Here is a 24,620-nt window from a genome sequence, read left to right as displayed (position 1 = left end):
CCGGGATCGTCAGCGCTGTACGTCGCTGACGATCCGGGTGGTGGCCGACATCCCGTGGGCGATGGTCGGCCCGATGCTGGTACCCGAGAGGAGGAAGCCGAGCAGGACGCAGACCACGGCGTGCGAGACCCTCAGCGCACCGCTGCGGAGGAACACCACCACCAAGATCAGGAGCAGTAGGACCACGGAGATCGAAAGGGCCATGGCGAGCCTCCTCTGCGGAGTGGTTGTCCGTCAGTCTGACCCATCGCACGGCGGTGACCTGCGAAGAGCCTGTACTCCAAATGGGTATGAGTGCGACCGCGCCCGCATGCCGCCGGGCTCCGGGGAGGCGCTCGGCGGGCAGTCGGGCCCCGCCTTGCCTAGGCTGACGGAATGAGCCGTACAGCCCCGGACAGCGAGCGCGCCGTGGCGCCGTCCGCCGCGACCGGGTCCGGGCCCGGCGGCCGGGAGGGCGAGCCGGGGACCGCCTGGCAGCGGTTGCTGCACAAGGTGCCGGGCGGTTTCGCGACGTTCTTCGGCCTGCTCGGGGTGTTCTGCGCCGTCACCTCGCTGTTCATACCGTTGCGGCGCGCGGCGCGGCCGCTGACCGACGCCCTGGACACCCTGGCGGTGCCCACCGCGCCGAACCTGGCCTATGCCGTGTTCCTGCTGCTCCTGGCCACGGCGACGGCGGCCCGCAAGCGGGTGGCCCTCTGGTTCGTCCTCGGCTATCTCACGCTGCTGCTCATCGCGAACGTGCTGCTGCTGGCGGTGGGGTACTGGGACACGTTGCCCTCGCTGGTGCTGTGCGTCGCCGCGATGGTCCTGCTCGTCCTGGCCCGGCGCGAGTTCTACGCGGCGTCGCGGCGCGGGGCGTTCCTGCGCGCCCTGCTCGTGCTGGTGGCGGGGCTCGCCGTGGCGATCCTGGTGGGCTGGGGTCTGGTGGCGGCGTTCCCGGGGACGCTGGAGAAGGGCGGGGGCAACCGGCTGCTGTTCGTGGCCAACAAGGTGTGCGGCGGCCTGGTCAGCGGCCGGCACTTCACCGGGCACCCGCCGCACTGGCTGTTCTTCCTGCTCGGCCTGTTCGGCGCGCTGGCGCTGCTCAACGCGACCATGGTGCTGTTCCGCTCGCAGCGGCTGGAGGCCGCGCTCCACGACGACGAGGAGCAGCGCATCCGGGCGCTCCTCAGCCGCTACGGCGGCCAGGACTCCCTGGGCTATTTCGCGACCCGGCGGGACAAGGCCGTGGTCTTCTCCCCCAGCGGCAAGTCGGCGGTCACCTACCGGGTGGAGGCGGGTGTCTGTCTGGCCTCGGGCGACCCGCTCGGCGACCCCGAGGCGTGGACGCCCGCGATCGACGCGTGGCTGGCGCTCGCGGGCCGGTACGGCTGGCAGCCCGCGGTGATGGGGGCGGGCGAGACGGGGGCCAAGGCGTTCGCGCGCTCGGGGCTCGGGGCGCTCCAGCTGGGTGACGAGGCGATCCTCCAGGTGGCCGCCTTCGACCTCGACGGCCGGGAGATGCGGGTGACGCGGCAGGCGGTCAACCGGGTGGAGCGCACGGGCGCGACCACCCGGATCAGACGGCACGCGGCGTTGTCCGAGGAGGAGATGGGCGAGGTCATCCGGCGCGCGGACGCCTGGCGGGACACCGAGACCGAGCGGGGCTTCTCGATGGCGCTGGGGCGGCTGGGTGACCCCGCCGACAGCGACTGCCTGCTGGTGGAGGCGTTCGACAGCGAGGGGACGATGATCGCGCTGCTGTCGTTCGTGCCGTGGGGCCGTGACGGGGTCTCGCTGGACGTGATGCGGCGCGACCGGGCGGCGCCCAACGGCGTCATGGAGTTCATGGTCGCCCAGTTGTGCGCGCAGGCGGGGCGGTTCGGCATCAAGCACATCTCGCTGAACTTCGCGGTGTTCCGTTCCGCGTTCGAGGAGGGGGCGCGCATCGGCGCGGGGCCGGTGCTGCGGCTGTGGCGCAGGCTGCTGCTGTTCTTCTCCAAGTGGTGGCAGCTGGAAGCGCTCTACCGGTCGAACGTGAAGTACAACCCGGAGTGGCATCCGCGCTTCCTGTGCTACGCCGACGCGGGCGCTCTGGCCCGGATCGGGCTGGCGTCCGGCATCGCCGAGGGCTTCGTCTCCGTGCCGAGCCTGGGCAAGCTGTGGGGCCGCGGCCGGGCGCGCGGCATGGCCAGCCCCGTCTCCACGGCCGGGCTGCCCCCGCTGTCGGAGCTCGGGCTGGGCGACGGCGAGGGCGGCGCGGTCGTACGGGACGAGCTCGCGGGTCTGCCCGAGCAGGTGCGGGTCCGGCGGCGGAAGCTGGACCGGCTGCGGGAGGCGGGGATCGACCCGTATCCGGTGGACGCCCGCCGTACGCATACGCTCGCGGAGCTGCGGTCGGCGCATCCGGGGCCGGCGCCGGCGTCCCGTACGGGCGAGCGGGTCACGGTGGCCGGGCGCGTGCTGCTCGTCCGCAATCACGGCGGGGTCGTGTTCGCCGTGCTCCGCGACTGGTCCGGCGATCTCCAGCTGACCCTCACGCGCGCGGACTCGGGGGCGGAGTGCCTGCGCCGCTTCGGCGGCGACGTCGACCTCGGCGATCATGTCGAGGCGGAGGGCGAGGTGGGCACCACCGACCACGGCGAGCTGACCGTGTTCGTGTCCCGGTTCCGGATCATCGCCAAGTGCCTGCGCCCGTTGCCGGACAAGCGCCGCGGCCTGGCCGATCCGGAGGCGCGGGTGCGGATGCGCTATGTGGACCTGGCGGTCTCGCCGGAGGCCCGGCACACGGTCCGGGCCCGCAGCGCGGCCGTGCAGGCCCTCCGCCAGGGGCTGCTCGACCGCGGGTTCCTGGAGGTCGAGACGCCGATGCTCCAGCAGGTGCACGGCGGCGCCAACGCCCGTCCCTTCACGACCCATATCAACGCCTACGACCTCGACCTGTATCTGCGGATCGCGCCGGAGCTGTATCTGAAGCGGCTGTGCGTGGGCGGCATGGAGCGGGTCTTCGAGCTGGGCCGTACCTTCCGCAACGAGGGCATCTCCTACAAGCACAACCCCGAGTTCACGATGCTGGAGGCGTACCAGGCGTTCGCGGACTACGACGTGATGCTGGACCTGACACGGGAGCTCGTCCAGGGCGCCGCCACGGCCGCCCACGGCGCCGCCGTCGTGCTGCGCGCGGACGGCGAGGGGAAACTCGTCGAGCACGACATCTCGGGCCGCTGGCCGGTGAAGACGGTGCACGGCGCGGTGTCGGAGGCGCTGGGCGAGGAGATCGACGCCGATACGCCCGTCCCGGCGCTGCGCAGGTACTGCGACGCCGCGGGGGTGCCGCACAAGCCGGAGGACCGGCGCGGGGACATCGTGCTGGAGATGTACGAGCGACTGGTCGAGGAGAGGACGGGGCTGCCCGTCTTCTACAAGGACTTCCCGACCGACGTCTCGCCCCTCACCCGTCCGCACCGCGCCGATCCGCGGCTCGCCGAGCGCTGGGACCTGGTGGCGTTCGGCACGGAGCTGGGCACGGCGTACTCGGAGCTGATCGACCCGATCGAACAGCGCCGCAGGCTGACCGCGCAGTCCTTGCTGGCCGCGGGGGGCGATCCCGAGGCGATGGAGCTGGACGAGGACTTCCTGCGGGCCCTGGAGTACGCGATGCCGCCGACCGGTGGGCTGGGGATCGGGGTGGACCGGCTGGTGATGTTCCTGACGGGTCTGTCGATCCGCGAGACGCTCCCGTTCCCGCTGGTACGACGGCTCTGAACGCCCTCCTCAGAACACCAACAAAAGAGTTACTTTGAGTTCTCGATAGAATTCATTATTTGCCTTATAGATCGGCCGTTGTTAATTTCGAGCTCAGTCAGTCCTTGACCGAGCTGGTGGTGTTTCCCATGACGACGGCACAGCGTGCAGCGACCCCTTGGCTGCCGATGGCGGCCACAGCGGTGCTGTGGGGCTCCGCGTTCACCGCGATCCACATCGCGCTGCCGGACTATTCGCCCACGAGCATCGCGCTGCTGCGCATCGCGATCACCGTCGTCCTGCTCCTGCCGTGCCTCCTGCTCAAGCGCATCGGGCCCCTGCGGCGGGCCGACGCCCTGCGGATGGCCGCCTTCGGGCTCACCGGGATGACGGCCTACCAGGTGCTCCTGTGCGCGGGCGAGCAGAGCGTGGACGCGGGCACCGCCGCCATGCTGATCGCCGCCTCGCCCGTCTTCACCACGATCCTGGGCATGGCCTTCCTCGGTGACCGGCCGGGGCGGCAGGGCCTCGCCGGTCTGGGCATCGCCCTGTGCGGCGCGCTGATGGTCGCCGTCACCTCGGGCAGCGGCAGCGGTTCGCTCCTCGGCGCACTGCTGGTCCTGCTCGCCGCGGCGGCCCAGGCGACGTCCTTCGCGCTGCAGAAGCCGCTGCTCAAGAAGTACTCGGGCGCGGAGTGCGTCTTCTACGGCAGCCTGTTCGGACTGCTCCCGCTGCTGGTGACGGCGCCCGGCGCGGTCGGGCAGGTCGCGGCCGCCGACGGACACCGCACGCTGGCCGTCCTCTGGCTGGGCCTGGGCTGTACGGCCATGGCCTTCTGGACCTGGTCCCGCACACTGCGGGCGACGACGGCCTCGACGGCCTCCCTCGTGCTGTACGCGGTGCCGGTGGCCGCGCTGGGGCTGGACATGGTGCTCCTCGGCAACGTTCCCTCGGCGAGTGCGATGCTGGGCGGGGTGCTCGTACTGGCGGGCGTGGCCGTCGCTTCCGTACGGCGTGGGGTGGCACGGTCTTCCACGAACGCCCGCTCCGAGAAGCGGGAGCGGGAACTGGTGGGTACGAGCAGCCGCCGTTAGCGACACCTCCGCATCGGAAACCGTCGGGCGGGCCGGGAATTCCCGGCCCGCCCGATACGCATCCCAGGGCACTCACCCCGCCCCGTTCACCAAGTCCTCCCACCGCACCGTGCGGTCGCACCAGCGTTCCAGCAGGACGCTGTCGTGGCCCACGGTCAGGAGTCCCGCCCCGGACTCGGCACGGTATTCCTCGACCGTCGCCACCAGGGCCGCGGTCGTGGACGCGTCCAGCATCGCCGTCATCTCGTCGCAGATCAGCCAGCGCGGACGCAGCACCAGGGCCCTGGCCAGGCAGGCGCGCTGGAGCTGGCCGTCGCTGACCTCGTGCGGGCGGCGCCGGAGCAGTTCGGCGGAGAGGCCCACGCGTCCGGCCAGTCCGTCCACGCGCGCGGCGGCCTCGTCCCGGCGGCCGGTGGCGCGCAGCGGCTCGGCGATCAGGTCCGCGAGCCGCATGCGCGGGTCGGCGGACAGGCGCGGCTGCTGGAAGACGACGCCGAAGGCCGTGCGCTGTTCGCGTGGGGCCCGGTGGCGCCAGCCGTGGGCGGCGCGGCCGTCGACGACGACCGTGCCGGAGTAGGGCCGGTGCAGCAGGGCGGCGACGCGGGCGAGGGTGGACTTGCCGCAGCCGCTGGGCCCGAGCAGCCCGACGGCCTCGCCCGGAGCGACGGCCAGCGAGACGTCCCGTACGACGGGGGCCCGGCGTTCGTATCCGGCGGTGATCCGGCTCAGCTCAAGCACGTGCGGTCTCCTCCGGGTGGTGGCAGGCCACGCCCTCGACGGGGTCGGGGACCGTCCCGCAGACGGCCGTCGCCTTCGGGCAGCGCGCGGCGAAGGCGCAGCCGGGCGGCAGGTCGCCGAGCTCGGGCGGCATGCCGGGGATGGGGGTGAAGGCGCGTTCGGGCAGCGCGTCGAGCAGGCCGCGGGCGTACGGGTGGCGGGGGCCCTCGGCGCCGAAGAAGGCGGTGGCGTCGGCGAGCTCCACGACGCGGCCCGCGTACATCACGGCGACCCGGTCGGCGATGCGCTGTGCCGCCGCGAGGTCATGGGTGATCATCAGCAGGGCGTGGCCCGCGTCGGCGTGGCGGCGCAGTTCGTCGGCCGTGCGGTCGACGAGGTCGCGGTCGAGTCCGGTGGTGGGCTCGTCGGCGAGCAGCAGCGGGGCGTCGCCGACGAGGGCGAGCGCGGTCGCGGCCCGCTGGGCGAGGCCGCCGGAGAGCTCGTGCGGATGGCGGTCGAGGTGGCCGGCCGGGAACGCGGCGCGCTCGGCCGCGGCCTCACCGGCGGCTCGGAGCCCCGGCTTCCGGGTGCCGGTGAGCGCGCGCACGGTCTCGTGGAGCTGGGAACGCACGGTGCGGACGGGGGTGAGGTGCGCGGCGGGGCTCTGCGGTACGAGGCCGATGAGGCGGCCGCGGACCGTGCGGGCGAGCGTGCGCTCGTCGGCGGTGAGCAGATCGAGCCCGCCGAGGCGGGCGTGGCCGGTGGTACGGGCGTTGCCCGGCAGAAGGCCGAGCAGGGCGGAGGCGAGCACGGACTTGCCGCAGCCGCTCTCACCGATGAGGGCGAGGCACTCCCCCGGGCGAAGCGTGAAGGACACGTCGGTGACGGCGGCGACGTCCCGGCCGTCACGCGTCCGGAAGCGGACGGACAGGCCACGGACGTCGAGGACGGGGCCGTCCTCGTGCGTCTCTTGCCGGGGCGTCGCCGGAGGCCGGTGCGTGGTCACAGCGTCAGCTCCGATCGGCGGCGGGGGTGGAGGCGGTCGCGCCAGGAGGCCGCGAGGCCCGCGATGGCGAGGGTCGGGACGATGATGAACAGGCCCGGGAAGAGGGTCGGCCACCAGTCGCCCGCGAGGAGCGAGCCGCGGGCCGCCTGGACCATGTTGCCGAGGCTGGCCTGGTGGGCGGGGAGGCCGAGGCCGAGGAACGAGAGCGCGGATTCGTGCCAGATGGCGTGCGGCACCATCAGGACGGCGGCGAGCCCGGCCTGGGGCAGCACCCCGGGCAGCAGGTGCCGCACCGTGACGCGCCACCGGGACGCGCCTCCGACGAGGGCCGCGTCGATGTACGGGCGCGAGCGCAGCGAGAGCACTTCCGCCCGGACGATCCGCGCGGTCGACAGCCAGTGGGTGAGCGCGACGGAGGCGATGACCGGCCAGATGCCAGGCCGGAACATGGCCACGACGAAGATGCCGAGCAGCAGGTGCGGCACGGAGGAGAAGAGGTCGACGACCCGCATCACGACGCGGTCCGCCCAGCCGCCGAGCGCACCGGCGAGCGCGCCGACCGCCGTGCCGACGACGGTCGCGACGAGCGCGGCGACGACACCGACGAGCAGCGAGATCCGTAGCCCGTGGACGCAGCGCAGCAACAGGTCGCGGCCGACCTCGTCGGTGCCGAAGGGGTGGTCCCAGGACGGTGGCCGCAGCTTGGCGGCGAGGTCGACGGCCTGTTCGTCGACGGGGAACAGGACGGGGACGAGCAGCGCGACGAGGACGACGGCCGCGACGACCGCTCCGGAGAAGGAGAGGCCCAGGCGCGGGAGCCGCAGAGTCCGGCGGCTCAGGGTGTCAGCCATCGAACCCCACCCTCGGGTCGGCCAGTCCGTACAGCAGGTCGGACAGCAGGTTGCCCACCAGGACCGCGGCCGTGGCGAGCACGGTGAGCGCCGCGAGCAGCGGGAAGTCGACCTTGGTGGCCGCCTCCACGGTCGCGGAGGCGATGCCGGGCCAGCTGAAGACGGTCTCCACGAGGAGCGCGCCGGTGATCAGTTCGGGGACGCGCGAGCCGATGAGCGTGAGGACGGGCAGCAGTCCGGAGCGCAGGGCGTGGCCGAGGAGCACGGTCCGCTCGCTCAGGCCGCGGGCGCGTGCCCCGCGGACGGGGTCCTCGTCCAGCGCGTCGCCGACGCCCTGGCGTACGTAGAGCACGAACCAGGGCAGCTGGGAGACGGCGAGCACCAGGGCGGGCAGGACGACGTGGGAGGCGATCTGCCCGGCGGTGGCGGTGTCGCTGCCGGTGTCGGTGAGGCCGCCCGCGGGCAGCGCGTCGAGTTTGAGGGCGAGGAACCAGATGGCGAGCAGGCCGAGCCAGAAGGGCGGGGCCGCTTCGAGGGCGTAGGCCAGGCCGGTCACGGCGCGGTCGAGGAGGCCGCCCCGGCGGCGCGCGGCGAGGACGCCCAGCGCGGTGCCCACCGTCACGGCCAGCGCGAAGGCGAGGGAGCACAGCAGGAGGGACCAGCCGATGCGTTCGCCGATGACCTGGGCGACGGGCTGGCGCAGGGAGGCGGAGTCGCCGAGGTCGCCGGTGAGGGCGGCGGTGAGCCAGTCCCACCAGCGGGCGGCGAAGGGCCGGTCGGTGCCGAGGTTCTCGTTCAGCTGGTCGAGGACGCCCTGACCGGCGCTGAGGCCGGCGGAGCCCGCGTAGGCCTTGGCGGGGTCGAAGGGCGAGGCGGCGGCGAGGGCGAAGACGCCGAAGGTCACGACGGTGAGCACGGGGACGGCGGCCAGCAGCCGCCGTCCCGTCATGCGCGCCATCGGCCCCCAGGGGAGCCGGGCGGTCACTTCTTCGGCTGCCAGGACTCGACGTTCCACCAGGGGCCCGCGCCCAGGCCGTGGTCGTGGGGCTCGACCTGGGTGGTGACGTCCTGCCACTCGTCGTTCATGACGTAGAGGTGGTCGACGTGAGTGAGGAAGGTGTAGCCGGGGTTGTCGGCGAGGCCGCGCTGGACCTTGTCGTAGGCGGCCTTGCGGACGGTCTTGTCGCCGCTGCGGCGGCCTTCTTCCAGGGCCTTGTCGACGTCGGGTACGGCGTAGGCGGCCATGTTGTTGAAGCCGTCGAGGGCGAGGGAGGAGTGGAGCAGGTTGTAGAGGTCGAAGTCGGGGTCGGCGGGGTTGCCGCCGCCGGCGAGGACGGCGTCGTCCTTCATCCGCGGCTCGATGACCTCCCAGGTGCCGCTCTGCACCTCGACCTTGATGCCCGCCTTCTTGGCGTCGGAGGCGAAGGCGAGGGCGTGGTCCTGGCGGAGCTTGTCACCGGCGGGGAACCAGAGGGTGAACTCGGCGCGCTTGCCGTCCTTCTCCCGGATGCCGCCGTCGCCGGGCTTCCAGCCCGCGTCGTCGAGGAGCTTCTTCGCCTTGTCGAGGTCGTGCGGGCGCTCGGTGCCCTTGGCGAACCACTCGCTGTCGGTGGGCACCGGGCCGTGGCCCTCCTTGCCCGCGCCCTCCAGGAGCTTGTCGACCATGGCCTTGCGGTCGACGGCGAGGTCGAGGGCCCGGCGCACGGCGAGGTCGCCGGTGACCTTGTTCGCGGTGGGCAGGCTGACGCCACGGAAGTCGGTGGTGCGGGCGGTGACGGTGAGCCTGGACTTGTCGTTCTTGAAGCCCTTGGCGAGGTTGGGCGGCAGGATGGCGCCGTCGAGGTCGCCGCTGCGCAGACGGGTGGCGCGGACGTCGTCGTCCTTGATGATCGCCATCGTGAGCTTCTTGATCTTCGGCTCGCCGCCCCAGTAGCCGGGGTTGGCCTTGAAGGTGAGCTTCTCGCCCTTGCTCCAGCCGGTGAGGACGTACGGGCCGGTGCCGATCGGCGCGGTGTTGAACGAGCCGGTGTTGACGTCCTGCCCCTTGGCCGCGTGCTCCGGGGCGATGGGCAGGACGGTGCGCTCGGCGAACGGCGCGTAGGGGTACTTCAGCTTGAAGACGACCTTGTCGTCGCCCTCGGCCGTCACGCCGTCGATGGCGTCGAGCTCGCCCTTGGCGGCGTTGTTGGTCTTCTCGTCGAGGATCGTCCGGTAGGTGAAGACGACGTCCGCGGCGGAGAAGGGCTTGCCGTCGCTGAACGTCACCCCGTTCCGGAGCTTGTAGGTGTACGTCTTCCCCTCGTCGGTGACCTCGGGCAGCGCCTCGGCGAGGGCGGGCCGGAGCTTCATCGAGGCGTCGCGGCGGAGCAGCCCGTCGAAGATCTTGGAGTTGCCGTCCTTGCCGTAGCCGAGGAGCGGGCTGAGCGTCTCGGGCTCGTTGGCGAGCCCGACGACCAGCGCGTCCTTCTCCCCCTTGCCGCCCTTGGCCCCGTCACCGCCGCCGGGCGTCGAACACGCCGCGGCACCTGCCGCCAGAACCCCCGCCATGGCCGCGGCGGCCACTCCCCGTACGGACCGGGCCGTCATTGCCCACACCTCTTACTCACGTTTTGCTGCTATTGCGAACCAGTCGCAATTAAACAATACGTAAAAGAGCGGTCATGATCGGGGGCTGTTCATCCGGGGGCCGTCCCTCAGGCGCCGCGATCCAGCCCCTGCAGCAGGGTGTGGGTCGACGCCCAATCGATCAGGTCGCCGCTGACGGGGGTGTGGAAGAGAAAGTGCCGGTCCGTGGGGAACTGGATGATCGTGCCGCGCCCGGAGACCATCGTGGTGAACGCCCGGTGCGCGGCGTCGAGGTCGACGAGCGGGTCGCTCAGGCCCGAGACGAACACGGCCGGTATGTCGGGCAGTTCGCGCCGCGGTTCCAGGTAGAGCCGTTCCAGGCCGAGCAGCCTGGCCCGGGAGCGCCTGGTCAGGCTGCGGACGGCGAGGTCGTCGTTGTCGATGAAGTGCCGGTGCACGGCGTCGTCGGTGAAGTCGGACGCCTTCGGACCGGTGTCCCACAGCTCCGTGCTCCGCTCGGCGGCGAGCGCCGCGCGCTCCGTGTCGTCGAGGGTCGCGTGCAGCCGCCCGAGCCAGGCCGAGCAGAAGACGGCGGCCTCGTAGCGGGTGGTGAAGTCCGGGTGGTGCATCAGGGCGGCCAGGAAGGAGCCGCCGAGGCCGTGGCCGAACAACGAGAGCGGGACGTTCTCCCCGGCATCCTCCCCGACGTACTCCCGTACGTGCGCGACGGCGTGGACGTAGTCGGCGATGACGGTCCCGACGTCGGGTATCTCCTGTCGTGCGCCGGTGCTGATGCCGCTGCCGCGCCGGTCGAGCACGAAGAACGCGATGTCGTTGTCGGCGAACCTCGGCCCCGCCTCCCACAGCCAGCCGGCGTGGGACCGCAGGCCGTGGAAGAAGAAGACGGCGCCCTTGATCCTCCGCGGCCGCCAGAGGTGCAGCGCGAGGTCGGCTCCGTCCGACGAGAGCGTGATGATCTCGCGGCGGGTGTTCTGCGGCGGTCTGCTGGTCTCGATCATCCGCGTCACTCCCCCGGCCGGCCCACGAGGACGGAGACGAACTCGGCGTCCTGCTGGAACGGCTTGTACTTGTACTGCGTGGTGTTCCCCTGCTGGCGGCGGGACTCGGTGTAGGCCGCGACCGTGTCGGGGGGCACGGTGAAGAATTCGAGCGGCCCGAGCCGGCCGCTGTCCCGCTTGGACGCGTACTCGATGTTGATGGCCTTCAGCGCCTCGTCGACGGCGTCGGAGAGCGCGCTGTCCAGCTCGGGGTGGGGACGGGGGACCTCGCCGACGACCGCGTAGTACGGCGGCTCGCCCCACTGCGGCCCGCACAGGTACAGGCCGCTGCCGAGGTCACCGGCGGCCATGGCCTGCTCGATGGCCTGGGTGACCTGGGCCTCGGTGATCTTCTCGCCGGTGAACGAGTGGAAGACACCGTCGCGGTGGACGAAGTGGATCCACGGGGTGCCGTCCACGACGCGGTCGACGCGGTAGATGTCACCGCTCCACAACCGGTAGAGGCCATTGCCCTGCGTCATGATCAGGTGGTAGTCGCGGCCGGGCTCCACCTCGTCGAACAGCAGGGTGTCGACCGGGGCGCCCGTCCCGACCAGCTCCCCCAGGGGCACGTCGGCGGGCACGAACTCGAAGTAGGCCTGGTGGACGGCGAGCGGCTGGCTGTCCAGCGAGGTGTCGACCGGGATGGTCGTCACCCCCTCGGTGCCGCAGCTCATGAACGGCATCTTGCCGACGCCCGGCAGGACGGCGTCGAGCTTGGACTGGTAGAGCCCGGCGGACGAGGACAACCAGCAGCTGTAGAGCGTGAGCGACGGCCAGACGTCCTTGAGGGTGAAGCCGTCCCGGGCCAGCACCGAGGCGAGGCGGCGCGCGGCCGCCGGGTCCGGCTCGCCGAAGGGCCTCCCTTCGAGGGTGCCCTCCCGCAGGTCGCGTACGAGGTCCTCCCCGCGCTCGGCGATCAGGTCGCGCAGCGAGATGAGGGTGCTCGGGTTGATCGCGGAGATGAAGTGCAGCTCCTGGCCGACGAGATGGCGTACGCGGTGGTACATCCGGCCCGCGTGCGAGGACGGCGCCTCGGTGCCGAACCAGGGGGATTCGGACCACGGCGGGTTCCAGTCCCGGCTGTTGACCTTCGGGTGCCGGTTGCTGATCGCCTGGTAGGGGACGCCGTGCACGAAGTCGCCGACGGTCTCGTGGACGGTCTGTGTGTCGAGGGTGGCGTAAGGACCGGCAAGGATCTCCGGATGGTGTTCGATATACGTTCCCCACATGGCCTGCATCGCGGGGATGCGGTAGGTCAGGAGCCAGTGCAGGGTGTACGGGACCCGCTTGGGCACCCCGGTCGTGCCGCTCGTCCTGAGCCAGCGCAGGACCGGACTGCACGACAGCACGCCGCCCTTGGTGCGGGTCTCCCGCTCGATCTCCTCCTGGAAATCGCTGTAGCGCATGATGGGCAGGACGGACCGGAACCGTTCCGGTTCGGCCGCGACGGAGTCGTACCCCCGCTCCTTCCAGTGGAGCGAGCCCGCGCACAGCTCGACGATGTCCCGGAGTACCCGTTCCTGAGCGGACTTCGGGTCCTTGAGGTCGGCCAGCAGTGCCGCGCGGGCCTGCCTGCACTCTTCCGCGAAGGCGGCCCGGCGCGCGTTCCAGTGTTCTTGCCAGTGCGAACGTCCCACGGCTTCTGCTTCTCCCTAGCGTGTTCTCGTGCGTGCGGTGCCGATGAGTAGGGGTTCGGGAAACGACAGGGGCAGGGAATGGGGGGATGAGCGGGAAAGAGGTGACGGGGTCTCTCAGGCCACCAGCTCCCGGAAGCGGCCGGCGTGGAACACCAGGGGATCGGCCGCGTCCGTCACGGCTCCCTCGGCCGCGGAGGCGATGACCAGCTCGTGATCGCCCGCCGGGTGGAGCGCGGTGATCCGGCAGTCCAGCCACGCGAGCCCGTCGGCCGGGATGGGGTGTCCGGCCCGGGTGACCGCCCAGTCCCGGCCGCGGAACCGGTCGGCCCCCTTGGTGCTGAAGAGACGGCACAGCTCCGCGTGCCGGTCGCCGAGGATGGTCACCGCGAAGCCGCCGGCCTTCCGGATACTCGGCCACGTGGTCGAGGTGTGGGCCGCGCACAGGCCGACGAGCGGTGGGTCCAGTGACACGGAGGTGAAGGAGTTGACGGCCATGCCGACGGGCCCGTCGTCCGCCTGGGCGGTGATCAGGACGACCCCGGTGGCGAACCGTCCGAGGATGGTGCGGAACGAACGCTGATCGAGCACGTAATGCCTCCACTGGTCGATCCGGTCCGGGTCCGGCCGTACGGTCCGGGTCCGGCTGCACGGTCCGGATCCGGCCGCACGATCCGGTTTGGCCGTACGGTCCCGGCCGGACGTGTCCTACCGACCGCGAGCGGCGATCGCCCAGTCGACGGCCTCCTGCGGGCGGGCCACCGCGCCGGTGATCCGCGGTGCCACGTAACGGGCGAGCAGCTCCAGGCTGCGGTCGGTGTTCTCGTACGTGGTCCAGTCCGCGACGTACACGAGGACCGTGCCGAAGCCCCCGGTGGCCTCCTGCATCCGGCGGATGCCCGCCACGACGTCGTCGACGGAGCCGACCAGGGCGCCACCGGCCTCGACCCGCGCCTCCAGCATCGTCTCCCGCGGTGTGTCCGGGCCGATGACCGTGCGTCCCGCCGCCTTGGCGAAGTACTCGAACAGCCAGCGGTCGTAGCCCTCCCGGACCTCGGCGAAGGCCTGCTCTCTCGTCTCGGCGACATGGACGGGCAGCGCGATGCGCCAGTCCTCGCGGCTGATGACCTGGCCGTACTCGTCGGCCGCCTCCTCCGCGTGCTTCCACTGCTGCGCCAGGCCGATGTGGTCCGGTGCGCCGGGTGTCATCAGGGCGAACGGCAGGGCGAACGAGGTCATGCTCAGACCGTGGCGGCCGACGAGGCGGGGGCCGGTCACGGAGGTGCCGGAGGTCGCCATGGCCACCTCCAGCGGGCCGGGGCCGAAGCGGGGCAGCTGCAGTTTGGCGTCCTTCAGCTCGTACCAGTCCGTCTTCTGCGTGACCCGGGACTCCCCGTTGACCAGCTCCAGCACCGTCGGCAGAGCCTCGTCGAGGCGCTTGCGCTGGACGTTGCCGTCCAGGCCGAACATCGGCGCGTCGAAGGGCACGCCGGGGCCCACACCGAGGATGTAGCGGCCGCGCGTCAGGTGCTGGAGGTGCACGGCGCGGGAGGCGACATGGAAGGGGTGGTGCCCGGAGAGCGGGACGACCCCGTGCGCGAGCCGGATCTGGCGCGTGCGCTGGGACGCGGCGGCGATCATGGTCTCCGGTGCGCCGACGAGGCCCCAGCCCAGGGTGTGGTGCTCGCCGAACCACGCCTCGTCGAAGTTCAGGCGGTCCGCGTATTCGACCAGGTCGAGGTTGCGCTGGATCGCGAGGTGCGGGTCCTGGCCGGTCTCGTGAACGGGGGAAAGGAAAAGGCCGATTCGGCTGTGCACTGCTCTCCTCCAACGTCGAAAGGCAAGAAAAGAAGGCAAGAAAGAAGACGAGAAAAAGGTGATGACGGTGATGACACGGACGGGGGCACCGGCCCCGTCCCCTCGGCGGGCCGTCAGGCGAGCCGGTAGACCAGATCCTTCAGCTTGCGGGACTTCTCGTAGTCGGCGACGAGTTCGTCCTCGTCCGGGGAGGTCAGGTAGATCCGCATGCACGTGGTCATGAGGTCGACGGTCGGGCGGATACGGGCACCCGGCGCGTACTTGACGCTGGTCAGGAAGACGCTTGGGAGCGCCTTGATCTCGTCGACGACCTGCTGGTCCACGGACTCGACGACGCCGTCGAGCTCGGTGGGCGGGTTGTAGGAGTAGCCCGGCTGGCGCATGGTGTAGACGCGATCGCCGTACTCCCGGACGAATCCCTCCGGGTCCGTGTACGCCCGCGCGGTGAGCCCCGCCTGGTCGTGGCCCAGGCACGTGTCCTGGAAGGCGGGGTTGAGCTGGCCGTTGAGCCGGGTGGCGATCTCCACGAGGACCGGCCCGTCCTCCGTCACCATGACCTCCGCGTGCGACGGGCCCCACCGCACGCCCAGGGCGTCGAGGACCTCGCCCGCGTAGGCGACGAGGGCAGGGACCGGGGCGTCGTCCTGGGCGACGAGGATGTCCCGGTTGTAGATGTTCCGGCCGGACGGGAGCAGGGTCTTGTCGTACTTCCAGACGCCGCAGGTGTAGCGGTGGCCGTCGCAGCTGACGGTGTCGACGACGTACTCCGCGCCCTTGAGGTAGGCCTGGACGAGCACCTCGGTGTTCGGGGTGCCGAAGATGTCCCGCGAGGCCAGGACGCGTTCGGCGGCGGCGCGCACCTCGTCGGCGTTCTGGCAGACGACGACGCCGTCCGAGGCCGCCGAGCTCAGCGGCTTGACGACGACCGGGTAGCCGCCCCGGTCCTCGGCCCACCGGACCAGGTCCCCGGGGTCGGTGCTCTTGAGCTGCTCGGCGCAGCGCACCCCGGCTCTGCGCAGCGCCTCGATCATCTCGTACTTGTCGCGGCGGGCCGGGGAGAGCGCGGTGCCGTTGGTGGCGAGGCCGAGTTCCTCGCTCACCCGGTCCGCCAGCCGTACGGCGGACTCCTGGCCCGCGACGACGCAGGCCGGGGCGTACGGGCGGAGCCGCTCGGCCAGCCCGTCCTCGTCGGTGTGGACGATGTTCTCCGCGTAGGCCGAGAGGTCGGGCGCCATCATGGTGGGCATGAACTCCGCCGTGCTCTGCACGTGGATCACGCGCGCGCCCACGGCGGCGAAGGCGGAGGGGTAGAAATTGCCGGCCGAGTATCCGTCGATCACCACGACGAGGGGCCGGTCCTGGGTGTCGCTCATGTGCGTCGCCTTTCACGCGCGGGGAACAGCGCGGGGAATAGCGCGGGGAATAGCGCGGGGAATAGGTCGTGCTCCGGCTCCGGCACCTGCCGGGAGCCGGTCAGCCGCGCGGGGTTTCCTTGATGAAGCGGGCGAGCCGTGCGACGCCCTCGCGGATGGCCTCCGGGGTGAGGTTGCTGAATCCGAGCCGCAGGGCGCGGTCCCCGCCGCCGTCGACGTAGAACATGCTCATCGGCGCCCAGCTGACGCCGTAGTCGCGGGCGGAGCGCTCCATGGCCGCCAGGTCCGCCGTGAAGCCGACCTGCACCGTGAGGAAGAAGCCGCCGTGCGGGGTGTTCCAGCGCACCCCGTGGTCCGCGTACCGCGCGGGCGGGAAGTGCTCGGTGAGTGCTTCGACCGTGGCGTCGAGGCGTTCGAGGTAGACGGCGGCGAGCTCCCTGGTGGGGGTGCGCAGGTCGTAGTCGTGCTCGACGAGGATGCCGCCGATCACCGCCTGGGACAGCGTGGAGGAGCCGACGGTGAACATGGCCTTGGCCTTCGACAGCACCTGGGCGAGCGTGCGGGTCGTACCGGTGTCGTCGGTGACGGGCTGGTCGGCGACCAGGTACCCGAGGCGGGCGCCGGGGAAGGCCGTCTTGGCGAAGGATCCCAGGTAGACGACGCGTCGCTCGGTGTCCAGCGACTTGAGGGTGGGCATCGACCGGCCGTCGCGGGCGAACAGTCCGTACGGGTTGTCCTCCAGGACGACCAGGTCCTCCTCGGCGGCCACCTCCAGCAGGCGCCGACGGGCTTCGAGCGGGAGGACCGTGCCGGACGGGTTGGAGAAGTCCGGCACGAGGTACAGCGCGACGGCGCGCTTGCCCTCGGCCCGCAGGGCACGGGCGGCGGCGGCCACGTCCTCGGGGTCGAGGCCGTCGGGCCCCTCGACGATCCCCCGCACCGGGATGTCGAGCATGCGGGCGGCTCCGGTGATGCCGACGTAGGCCGGGGAGACGCTCAGCAGCACCTCGTCGGGGGAGGCGAACAGGCCCCGCAGGGCGATGAGGGCCGCCTCCTGGAAGCCGTGCGTGATCATGACGGCGTCGGCGGGGACGTCGATGTCCTCGTCCTTCTTCAGCATCAGGGCCACTTCGTCCCTGATCACGCCGTTGACCGGTCCGTACTGGAAGAAGAGCCGAGTGATCTGCCGCTCCGTCATCCCCCGGTCGCGCAGGTGCTTGATGTACCGGTCGGTGTAGAACGACAGGTTCGCCAGGTCGTGGGTCCCGTCGTACGGCGCGCCCGACGAGAACGACAGGGCGTCCGGGTACTTCAGCGCGGTCTCGCTGAGGATCCGCATGGAATCCATCTCGGGATCGGCCACCCCTGCGTGCAGCGACCTGTACGTCAACGACAACATTGCTGTTCGGTCCTCTCTCGGCAACGGTCACGGGGCGCAGTGCGCGCGGCCATGCTGATTCACCCGGCTCACCCGAGCCGGGCGGCCCCGTAGCGCCAGGGCCTTGCCCGGAACTTCTGAAAAGAGCAGTGCTATGCGCAGCAGACGCTAATTCAGCTGCATTGCGCTCGAATTGGAGTAACCGACTCCGCATCCGACGCAGGACGCGTCGAGAGGCCCATCCCCCCGGATCTTCCTCGATGCTCACCCAACTCCCTTCCGGTGTCAACGCGTTATGGCGTTATTCGTGCGAAGGTCATTGAAGCTGCCATCACCCGCAATATGTGATGCACGTCACTTTGCCCAATGGGAGAGATATCGTCGATCCTTGCAGGCGGGGAGCCGCCGGGGCCGAGGCGCAGGAAGCATCTCGGGATATCCCCGAACAGGCCGAGGGGGCTGGGGAGTTGTCGTCGACCGATACGGCCTGCCGTCCGGCCCGATCCGAATACCCGATACGGCACTCCTTCACTTTTGTCGCGGTGCGTCATGCCGTGAATTCGCTTCGTACCGACCGGTGTTCGGTCTCTCGCGTCCGGCCGCCGCCCGCCATGGCGGCGCCGACACCCACGACGACGGAGCCGCGGGGCCGCGGCGGACTCCGTGCCGACCACCCGAGGAACGGATCATGCAACCCAACTCCCCCTGGCGGATCGCCGACTTCCGCGTCCTGTTCACCGCGACCACACTCAGCCAGCTCGGCACCAATGTCGGCTATGTCGCCGTGCCGCTCGTCGCCGTGTCGGCGCTCGACGCGAGCCCCGGTCAGGTGGGCGCGCTGGCCACGCTGAGCACGGTCGCCTTCCTGCTCATCGGGCTGCCGGCCGGGGCGTGGGTGGACCGGATGCGCCACAGGCGGGTGCTGATCGTCGCGGACCTGGCCCGGGCACTCCTGTTCGTCACGGTTCCGGTGGCGTGGTGGCTGGACGTCCTGACGCTCGGGCAGCTCTACGCGGTGGTCCTGCTGAACGGCTGCGCCACCGTCTTCTTCGACGTGGGGTCGCAGAGCGTGCTGCCGCAGCTCGTCGGGCGGGAGGGCCTCGTCCAGGCCAACGCCGACATCAACACGCTGATCGCGGCGGGCAACGTGGCCGGCCGGAGCGCGGGCGGCGGCCTCGTCGCGCTGCTCACGGCGCCGGTGGCCGTGGTCTGCACCGCCGTGGCGTACGCCGCGTCGGGCCTCAGGCTCTTCGGCATCCACAGCACCCCGGCACCTCCCGCGCCGCTCCCCGGGCGGGGCACCCGGCTGCGGGCCCAGATCGCCGAGGGCGTGCGTCATGTCTTCGGCAACGCGGAGCTCCGGGCCCTCGCGCTCACGGCGGCACTCGGCAACCTCGGCTCCCAGATCATCAACACCATGCTCCCGATCGTGTTCGTCCGTGATCTCGGGCTCTCCAGCGGCGCGCTGGGGCTCTTCTGGGCGGCCGGCGGGGCGGGGCTGCTGCTCGGGGCGCGCTGCGCCCGGCCCATCGCCGCCCGGCTGGGCCACGGCCGCACCCTCGGCCTGGCCGGGGTGACCCTGGCGCCCGCGGGGCTGCTCGTGCCGCTCCTCGACCACGGCGCCTGGCTCGTCCTGGCCGGTGCGGGCTGGCTCGTCGCCATGTTCAAGGTGGGCATGGACAACGTGCTCGGCGTCAGCCTGCGCCAGCGGATGACGCCGGATTCCCTGCTCGGCCGTATGAACGCAACATTCCGATTCCTGCTCACCGGAGCGCTCGCCGTCGGTGCCGCGATATCCGGTGTGATCGGCGAATTGACGACGGTCCATACCACGCTGTGGGTGGGCGCGGCCTTCGTCTCCACCGCTTTCCTTCCCGTTTTCCTCTCCCCCGTGCGCCGTCGGCGCGAGCTGCCCCAGCAGCAGCCGCAGGAGGCACCTGCCGCAAAAGCACCGGCGACGGATTCCTGAATTCATACGGCTCCCGACAGGCCCTCCGAAAAGAACGGCACGAATCCCCGCCGACAACCGGTTGACCCCAACAGCGGGTAATGAAAGCATCAAGTCCGCACCCAGGCACAGAAGTTACGCGTACGACCTCCCGTCCGGCTCGACGGCCGACCGGATCGGACGCCCTGATCCCTGACCCTAAGGAGTGCGATGGCGGTCATCGAAGACGGCTTCCGGACCGGTGGCCATACGGAATTCCCCGATCCCCGCGACACCATGCGCGCACTGCCCCGGTTCACCCAGTACCCGCTGACCGTTTTCACCGGAAAACCGCTGCCGGAGCAGAAGCCCCTGTCCTGGTGGACACCGGGATTCCATCTCGCGACCGCCGTGCTCTCCATGGCCGCCGGAGTCGTGATCGGCTGTATCGGCCTGGAGTTGTCAGGGGCCGGGCTCCTTCTCCTGCTGCCGGGCTGGGCCGTCACGCTGCACGGAATGCGCAATCTCCGGATGATGGTCTACCACCAGTGCTCGCACCGGAACATGTACCGAAGACGCAGGCTGGACACGGCCATCGGCCGCGCGACCTCCAGCCTGCTCGTCATCCAGAATTTCGCCCGGTACAGCCGCGAGCACGTCAGTGACCACCACGCCGCCCACCACATGACCCTGCGCGACCCCACCGTCCAGGCCTTCCTGGTCAGCCTGGGGCTGCGCCCGGGCATGACCCGGCGGCAGATGTGGCGGCGGGTGCTGGGCAAGCTGTTCTCGCCCTGGTTCCACCTCAATTTCGCGGTGTCCCGCGCTCGTTCCTTCTGGCACGGGTCCGCCGCCGGCGAGAAGGTCACCTCGCTCACGCTCTACACGGTCGCCGGCGCCGCCACCGTCGCCACCGGAACGTGGCAGACGCTGCTGGTCGTCTGGTTCGTCCCGCTGATTCCGCTGTTCCAGGTGAGCAATACCCTCCGGTTGTGTGTCAAGCACACCTTCCCCGCCCGGGGCATCGAAGTGCGGCGCGGAAAGGAGTACTTCGGCAGCCTCACCAACGCGATATTCATCGGCGCGCCGGCACCGACGCCCGGGCTGCCCTTCGTCCGGCGGACGGGCGCCTGGCTCTCCTGGACCGCGCGCATGCTCTTCGTGCACGCGCCCTCGCGCTATCTGGTGCTCACCGGGGACACGGTGGTCCACGACTTCCACCACCGTTACCCCTCCACACCCGAGTGGGCGCATTACCTCTTCGCCCGCCAGGCCGACGCCGACGCGGGGAGCCCGGGCTGGCCCCCCTACACGCAGGTCTGGGGCCTGGTGCCCGCGATCAATCACGTCTTCGACTCGCTGTCCGTCGCCGACCCCGAGGAATTCGACGTCGCACGCCTTCGCGAGGTCAGCAAGCGGGAGCTCTTCGCCGCATTCGACGACTGACACGCATACACCCTGACTTCTTCTGTCTTCCTTCTGCTTCCTTCTGTCTTCGACGGAGGTTCTCCGATGCACGAAAGCGAAACCCGCACCGTCATCCTCGGTGTGGCCGCGAGCGACAGCCACGTCGTGGCGAACCACCTGATCGCCCACGCCCTGCGCGCCAAGGGCTTCCATGTCGTCAACCTCGGCACCTGCACCACGGTCGACGAGTTCGCCGAGGCCCATGCCGAGTACCCCTGGGCCGAGGCCGTGCTCGTCGGCAGCCTCAACGGCCACGCCTACGAGGACCTCCAGGACCTTCCCGCCGCCCGCGCCAGGGGGCTTCTCGGCTGCCCGGTCGTCCTCGGCGGCAACCTCTCCGTGGGCAGCCGCAAGGACGCCTCCCACCTCGACCGGCTCCGCGCGCTCGGGGTGGACGTCATCCTCTCCGACCCCGCGCTGCTGCCGGCGACCCTCGACGAGCTGCGCGGGAGCAGGAGCTCGGGCCCCGTACCGGTCTCCTCCACCGCCGCATGAACGACTCCGCTCCCCTGCCCGGCCCTTCCGGGCTCCCCTCGCACGACGAATCCGTCGCGTACGTCAAGGAACTGGGCAAGCCCACCTCCGCGGAGGTGCTGCGCTCGGCCCGGTCCGCCGAGAGGGTCGCCCTGCAGCCCCGCTGCGGCGTCGGCTCCCACGCCCAGATGATGACCCTGCTGCGGGACCTGGAGCGGCATGCCAGGCCCGACGTCCTGTCACTCACCATCGACTCCCACACCCGGCTCAAGCGCTTCGAGAACGCCAGGGCCGTGCTGCTCCAGAACCCGGCGGACCTCAACGGCTACCCCCTCGTCACCCACGGGTGGGAACGAGGGCGGGAGCTGAACGAGGCCGTGTCGGCGCCGCTGGAGATCCGGCACGGCTCGCCCGACGCCCGTGCGCTGTTCCGGACCGCGGTCGCCTCGGGCATCACCTCGTTCGAGGGCGGGGGCATCTCGTACAACCTGCCCTACTCGAAGGCGGTGCCGCTCGCGGAGTCCCTGGCGGCCTGGCAGGAGGTCGACGCGCTCTGCGGCGATCTGGCGGAGCGCGGTCTGGTCGTCGACCGCGAGTTGTTCGGCACGCTCACCGCCGTCCTCGTACCGCCGTCCATCAGCCTCGCGATCAACGTGCTGGAGGCCGTGGCGGCCGCGCGCGAGGGCGTGCGGTGCGTCTCGATGGCCTACCCGCAGGGCGGCCACTTCGAGCAGGACGTGGCCGCCCTGCGGGCGATTCCCGCGCTCGCGGCCCGGTATCTGCCCGACTCGGTCGAGGTCCACGCGGTACTGCACGAGTTCATGGGGGTCTTCCCCCGGGAGCGCGCCAACGCCGAGGACCTGATCCTCTACGGCGCCCTGGTCGCCCGGCTGGGCGGGGCCACCAAACTGATCACCAAGACCTATCTGGAGGCGTACGGCATCCCGGACACGCGCGCCAACGTCGACGGGCTGCTGCTCGCCTCCCGCGCCAACTCCCCGCTGCTCGGCTTCATCACCCTGGACGAGGACCGGATCGCGGAGGAACTGGAGTGGATACTCCAGGAGGTGGCCGAGATCGTGGACCCGGTGCTGGCGGCTCCTGACCTGTACGCGGAGATCGCCTCGGCCTTCGCGGCCGGGCGCCTGGACATCCCGTTCAGCGCCAGTCGCCACGCGCTGTCCGAGATCATCCCGCGGCGCGCGCCGGACGGGGCCATACGCTACTTCGCGACCGGTTCCCTGCCCTTCTCCGGCCACACGAGGAAGCGGAACGCGCGCGGCCTCGCCTCGGCCGGTGCCGGTAGTGCCGGCGCGGGGCTGGGCGACATGGTGAAGGGGCTGACCGCCGACATCAACTATTTCCTGAACGTCTTCGGTGAGAGCCCCGCTCCGCCGCCGTCGTGACGCCACTCCCTTTGCCTCTCCCCTTTTGTTTCTTTTCTGTCCGTCCGTACTTCGTAGGAGTTCCCCATGGCTGACCCGACCACCCCCAACCTCCTCTTCGTAGGTGGCGCCGGAGATGCCACCCTCGCCGTCGACGTCGTGGAGACGGCCATGCGCCAGGCCCGCGAACGCGGCCTGCGCATACATGTGACCAACCAGGAGACGACCCTCGCCGCCACCCCCACCGTCAGCGCCCTCGCCGACGCCGCGTCGGCGGTCGACTTCGAGCGCCCGGGGGACAGCGCGGCCTGGGCGCGTGGGCGGGTCGCGGCGGGCGAGACCTTCGACATCGTCTTCGGCGTACGGGAGATGGCCCAGGAGGCGGTCGCCGAGGTCGCCGACGCACTCGGCCTCCCGGGCAACTCGCCGCGCGCCGTGCACCGGGTGCGCACCAAGGACGAGGCCCGCGCGGCGCTCGCGGAGGCGGGATTCCTGCAGCCCGCCTTCCGGGTGTGCGCCGACGCGGCGGAGGCCGCCGCGTTCCTGGAGAGCTCCACCGGCCCCTGGGTGGTCAAGCCGCGCGATGCCATGGGCAGCGCGGGTGTCACCCGCGTCGACGGGGCGGAGGAACTGGAGGCCGCTCTGGAGTTCCTGCCGGGGCAGGGCCCGTTCATCGTCGAGGAGTTCGTCGAGGGACCGGAGTTCAGCGCCGAGGGCGTGTTCATCGGCGGTGTCCCGCACGTCCTCGCGCTCACGTCCAAGGAGCTCCTCCCGCCGCCGAACTTCTTCGAGACCGAGTACGTCATCCCGGCACTGGTGCCGGACGACACGCGCCGTGAGATCGAGGAGCAGGTCACGCGGGCCCTTACCGCGCTGGACCTGCGGTTCGGCCAGTTCCATGTGGAGCTGTGGCTGACCGACCGCGGCGTCGTCCTCGGCGAGTCGCACGTCCGCAACGCGGGCGGCTGGATCCACCGGATGCTGGCGCACGTCATCCCGGGCCTCGAATGGTTCGGGCTCGTCTACGACGACGTGCTGGGCCGCCCCGTCGACAAGGCGGCGCTGAAGCCGGTGCGCGGCTCGGCCATCCGCTTCCTCACGCCGCCGCCCGGGCGGCTGGTGGCGGTCGAGGGCTGGGAGGAGGTGCTCGCCCACCCGGCGGTCCTGCACGCCGAGCTGGCCGTCTCCCCCGGTGACGTCATCGAGCCGCATCGGATGGTCGAGAACCGTGTGGCGCTGATCGCCGTCGGGGCGGACACCCCGGCCGAGGCGCAGGAGCTGGTCCGCGGGCTCGACGCGTCGGTGCGCTTCGTGACGGAGCCGGTGGACGGGCCCGCTGCCGGTGCCTCCGGCCAGGGCTGAGCCAGCGGGCCGACGAGCCGTCAGGCGACGGGTCCGGGCAGGTCGACCAGCCCGGCCAGGACCTGACGGTGGCGGCCGGGCGTGCCGAGGGCGATCTCGTCGGCTTTGGCGCGCTTGAGGTAGAGGTGGGCGGGGTGCTCCCAGGTCATGCCGAGACCGCCGTGCAGCTGCACGCACTCGTGCGCCGCGCGGACCGCGACCTCGGAGCAGTGGGACTGCGCCACGGCGACCGCGACCGCCGTGTCGGCGGCGTCCGTCGCCAGGGCGTCGGCGGCGTTGCGGGCCGCGGAGCGCGCGGAGGTGACGTCGAGCCACAGCGCCGCGAGCCGGTGTTTGAGCGCCTGGAAGGAGCCGACGGGCCGCCCGAACTGGCGTCGCTGGACGGTGTGGCGGACGGTTTCCGTCAGGCACCACTCGGCGAGGCCGAGCTGTTCGGAGGCGAGCAGTCCGGCGCCGGTGAGGAGGGCGTCGGAGACGGCGGTGCGGGCCCGTTCGGGTCCGGCGAGGAGAGCGGCGGGGGTACGGGCCAGGGTGACGCGGGCGAGCGGCCGGGTGAGGTCGAGCGGGGTGACCGGGGCGACCGTGACCCCCTCCGCCGTGGCGGGCACGAGGAAGAGCCCGGCGTCGGCGGGGACGAGGAGCACGTCGGCGCCGGGCGCGCCCGCGACGGCCGTCACCGTGCCGCTGAGCAGGGCTCGTTCGGGTCCGGTGGGCTCGGCGTGCACGGACGTCGGCACCACGCCGCCCGGTGTGGTGGGCAGCGGGTCGGCGAGGGCGCCGACCCG

General features: G+C 71.4%; 20 protein-coding genes. 7 read left to right on the top strand and 13 right to left on the bottom strand.

The features are described 5' to 3' along the window. Positions 1-9: 9 nt before the first annotated feature. The gene (locus K6I34_RS07445; protein WP_121800889.1) at positions 10-204 is read right to left on the bottom strand and encodes a hypothetical protein; all 195 of its coding nucleotides are present in this window, start codon (positions 202-204) and stop codon (positions 10-12) included. A 171-nt stretch (positions 205-375) separates the two neighbouring features. Here K6I34_RS07445 and lysX point away from each other — a divergent pair, with 171 nt between their 5' ends. Both lysX and K6I34_RS07435 read left to right on the top strand, forming a co-directional pair. Further along, positions 376-3,744 (top strand): bifunctional lysylphosphatidylglycerol synthetase/lysine--tRNA ligase LysX, encoded by a 3,369-nt coding sequence (gene lysX, locus K6I34_RS07440; protein WP_229323433.1) that lies wholly within the window; start codon positions 376-378, stop codon positions 3,742-3,744. Between the two features lie 128 nt (positions 3,745-3,872). After that, positions 3,873-4,817 (top strand): DMT family transporter, encoded by a 945-nt coding sequence (locus K6I34_RS07435; RefSeq protein WP_229323431.1) that lies wholly within the window; start codon positions 3,873-3,875, stop codon positions 4,815-4,817. Between the two features lie 72 nt (positions 4,818-4,889). On the opposite strand, the gene K6I34_RS07430 is transcribed toward K6I34_RS07435, so the two are convergent. The 11 genes from K6I34_RS07430 to K6I34_RS07380 form a co-directional block, all read right to left on the bottom strand. Next, positions 4,890-5,555 carry an ABC transporter ATP-binding protein gene (locus K6I34_RS07430; RefSeq protein WP_229323429.1) on the bottom strand — a complete coding sequence of 222 codons (666 nt, stop codon included), beginning with the start codon at positions 5,553-5,555 and terminating at the stop codon, positions 4,890-4,892. Beyond that, on the bottom strand, positions 5,548-6,540 hold the full coding sequence (locus K6I34_RS07425) for an ABC transporter ATP-binding protein (RefSeq protein ID WP_229323427.1): 993 nt from the start codon (positions 6,538-6,540) through the stop codon (positions 5,548-5,550). The genes K6I34_RS07430 and K6I34_RS07425 overlap by 8 nt, the downstream gene beginning before the upstream one ends. Beyond that, on the bottom strand, positions 6,537-7,391 hold the full coding sequence (locus tag K6I34_RS07420; protein ID WP_229323425.1) for an ABC transporter permease: 855 nt from the start codon (positions 7,389-7,391) through the stop codon (positions 6,537-6,539). Before K6I34_RS07420 ends, K6I34_RS07425 begins: the two co-directional genes overlap by 4 nt. Further along, positions 7,384-8,349 carry an ABC transporter permease gene (locus tag K6I34_RS07415; RefSeq protein ID WP_229323423.1) on the bottom strand — a complete coding sequence of 322 codons (966 nt, stop codon included), beginning with the start codon at positions 8,347-8,349 and terminating at the stop codon, positions 7,384-7,386. Before K6I34_RS07415 ends, K6I34_RS07420 begins: the two co-directional genes overlap by 8 nt. Before the next feature lie 23 nt (positions 8,350-8,372). Continuing rightward, entirely contained in the window at positions 8,373-9,977 is a 1,605-nt protein-coding gene (locus tag K6I34_RS07410; protein ID WP_229323421.1) for an ABC transporter substrate-binding protein, read from the bottom strand. 107 nt (positions 9,978-10,084) lie between these two features. Next, complete coding sequence (locus K6I34_RS07405; protein ID WP_229323419.1) at positions 10,085-10,975, bottom strand: serine aminopeptidase domain-containing protein; 891 nt, start codon at positions 10,973-10,975, stop codon at positions 10,085-10,087. A gap of 5 nt (positions 10,976-10,980) precedes the next feature. Next, positions 10,981-12,654: a GH3 auxin-responsive promoter family protein gene (locus tag K6I34_RS07400; protein WP_229323417.1), complete on the bottom strand. Its 1,674-nt coding sequence runs from the start codon at positions 12,652-12,654 to the stop codon at positions 10,981-10,983. 114 nt (positions 12,655-12,768) lie between these two features. Next, on the bottom strand, positions 12,769-13,242 hold the full coding sequence (locus tag K6I34_RS07395) for a flavin reductase family protein (protein WP_229323415.1): 474 nt from the start codon (positions 13,240-13,242) through the stop codon (positions 12,769-12,771). A gap of 117 nt (positions 13,243-13,359) precedes the next feature. Further along, on the bottom strand, positions 13,360-14,469 hold the full coding sequence (locus tag K6I34_RS07390; RefSeq protein WP_229323413.1) for an LLM class flavin-dependent oxidoreductase: 1,110 nt from the start codon (positions 14,467-14,469) through the stop codon (positions 13,360-13,362). Between the two features lie 113 nt (positions 14,470-14,582). Continuing rightward, on the bottom strand, positions 14,583-15,842 hold the full coding sequence (locus K6I34_RS07385) for an ATP-grasp domain-containing protein (RefSeq protein ID WP_229323411.1): 1,260 nt from the start codon (positions 15,840-15,842) through the stop codon (positions 14,583-14,585). A gap of 100 nt (positions 15,843-15,942) precedes the next feature. Next, a complete protein-coding gene (locus tag K6I34_RS07380; RefSeq protein ID WP_229323409.1) occupies positions 15,943-17,181 on the bottom strand; it encodes a PLP-dependent aminotransferase family protein in 1,239 nt (412 codons plus the stop codon). Between the two features lie 727 nt (positions 17,182-17,908). Between K6I34_RS07380 and K6I34_RS07375 the strand changes: the two genes are divergently transcribed. The 5 genes from K6I34_RS07375 (at position 17,909) to K6I34_RS07355 (ending at position 23,835) form a co-directional block, all read left to right on the top strand. After that, positions 17,909-19,189, top strand: coding sequence for an MFS transporter (locus tag K6I34_RS07375; RefSeq protein WP_229323407.1), 1,281 nt, complete (start codon positions 17,909-17,911; stop codon positions 19,187-19,189). Positions 19,190-19,378: 189 nt separating this feature from the next. Then, entirely contained in the window at positions 19,379-20,593 is a 1,215-nt protein-coding gene (locus tag K6I34_RS07370; RefSeq protein WP_229323405.1) for a fatty acid desaturase, read from the top strand. 66 nt (positions 20,594-20,659) lie between these two features. Further along, complete coding sequence (locus tag K6I34_RS07365; protein ID WP_229323403.1) at positions 20,660-21,109, top strand: cobalamin-dependent protein; 450 nt, start codon at positions 20,660-20,662, stop codon at positions 21,107-21,109. Further along, a complete protein-coding gene (locus K6I34_RS07360; RefSeq protein WP_229323401.1) occupies positions 21,106-22,494 on the top strand; it encodes a methylaspartate mutase in 1,389 nt (462 codons plus the stop codon). Before K6I34_RS07365 ends, K6I34_RS07360 begins: the two co-directional genes overlap by 4 nt. A 66-nt stretch (positions 22,495-22,560) precedes the next feature. Next, positions 22,561-23,835, top strand: coding sequence for an ATP-grasp domain-containing protein (locus K6I34_RS07355; protein WP_229323399.1), 1,275 nt, complete (start codon positions 22,561-22,563; stop codon positions 23,833-23,835). Between the two features lie 20 nt (positions 23,836-23,855). Here K6I34_RS07355 and K6I34_RS07350 read toward each other — a convergent pair. Next, on the bottom strand, positions 23,856-24,620 hold a 765-nt coding region (locus K6I34_RS07350), incomplete at its 5' end, for an acyl-CoA dehydrogenase family protein (protein ID WP_229323397.1).

It is taken from the genome of Streptomyces sp. UNOC14_S4 (assembly GCF_020740835.1).
In the GTDB taxonomy this organism is placed as follows: Bacteria; Actinomycetota; Actinomycetes; order Streptomycetales; family Streptomycetaceae; genus Streptomyces.
This window is presented reverse-complemented; position numbering and strand designations above follow the sequence as displayed.

Coding starts and splice junctions, on each gene's coding strand:
- K6I34_RS07445 (WP_121800889.1), bottom strand. CDS start 204: ATGGCCCTTTCGATCTCCGTGGTCCTACTGCTCCTGATCTTGGTGGTG.
- lysX (WP_229323433.1), top strand. CDS start 376: ATGAGCCGTACAGCCCCGGACAGCGAGCGCGCCGTGGCGCCGTCCGCC.
- K6I34_RS07435 (WP_229323431.1), top strand. CDS start 3,873: ATGACGACGGCACAGCGTGCAGCGACCCCTTGGCTGCCGATGGCGGCC.
- K6I34_RS07420 (WP_229323425.1), bottom strand. CDS start 7,391: ATGGCTGACACCCTGAGCCGCCGGACTCTGCGGCTCCCGCGCCTGGGC.
- K6I34_RS07415 (WP_229323423.1), bottom strand. CDS start 8,349: ATGGCGCGCATGACGGGACGGCGGCTGCTGGCCGCCGTCCCCGTGCTC.
- K6I34_RS07410 (WP_229323421.1), bottom strand. CDS start 9,977: ATGACGGCCCGGTCCGTACGGGGAGTGGCCGCCGCGGCCATGGCGGGG.
- K6I34_RS07405 (WP_229323419.1), bottom strand. CDS start 10,975: ATGATCGAGACCAGCAGACCGCCGCAGAACACCCGCCGCGAGATCATC.
- K6I34_RS07385 (WP_229323411.1), bottom strand. CDS start 15,842: ATGAGCGACACCCAGGACCGGCCCCTCGTCGTGGTGATCGACGGATAC.
- K6I34_RS07380 (WP_229323409.1), bottom strand. CDS start 17,181: ATGCGGATCCTCAGCGAGACCGCGCTGAAGTACCCGGACGCCCTGTCG.
- K6I34_RS07375 (WP_229323407.1), top strand. CDS start 17,909: ATGCAACCCAACTCCCCCTGGCGGATCGCCGACTTCCGCGTCCTGTTC.
- K6I34_RS07370 (WP_229323405.1), top strand. CDS start 19,379: ATGGCGGTCATCGAAGACGGCTTCCGGACCGGTGGCCATACGGAATTC.
- K6I34_RS07365 (WP_229323403.1), top strand. CDS start 20,660: ATGCACGAAAGCGAAACCCGCACCGTCATCCTCGGTGTGGCCGCGAGC.
- K6I34_RS07360 (WP_229323401.1), top strand. CDS start 21,106: ATGAACGACTCCGCTCCCCTGCCCGGCCCTTCCGGGCTCCCCTCGCAC.
- K6I34_RS07355 (WP_229323399.1), top strand. CDS start 22,561: ATGGCTGACCCGACCACCCCCAACCTCCTCTTCGTAGGTGGCGCCGGA.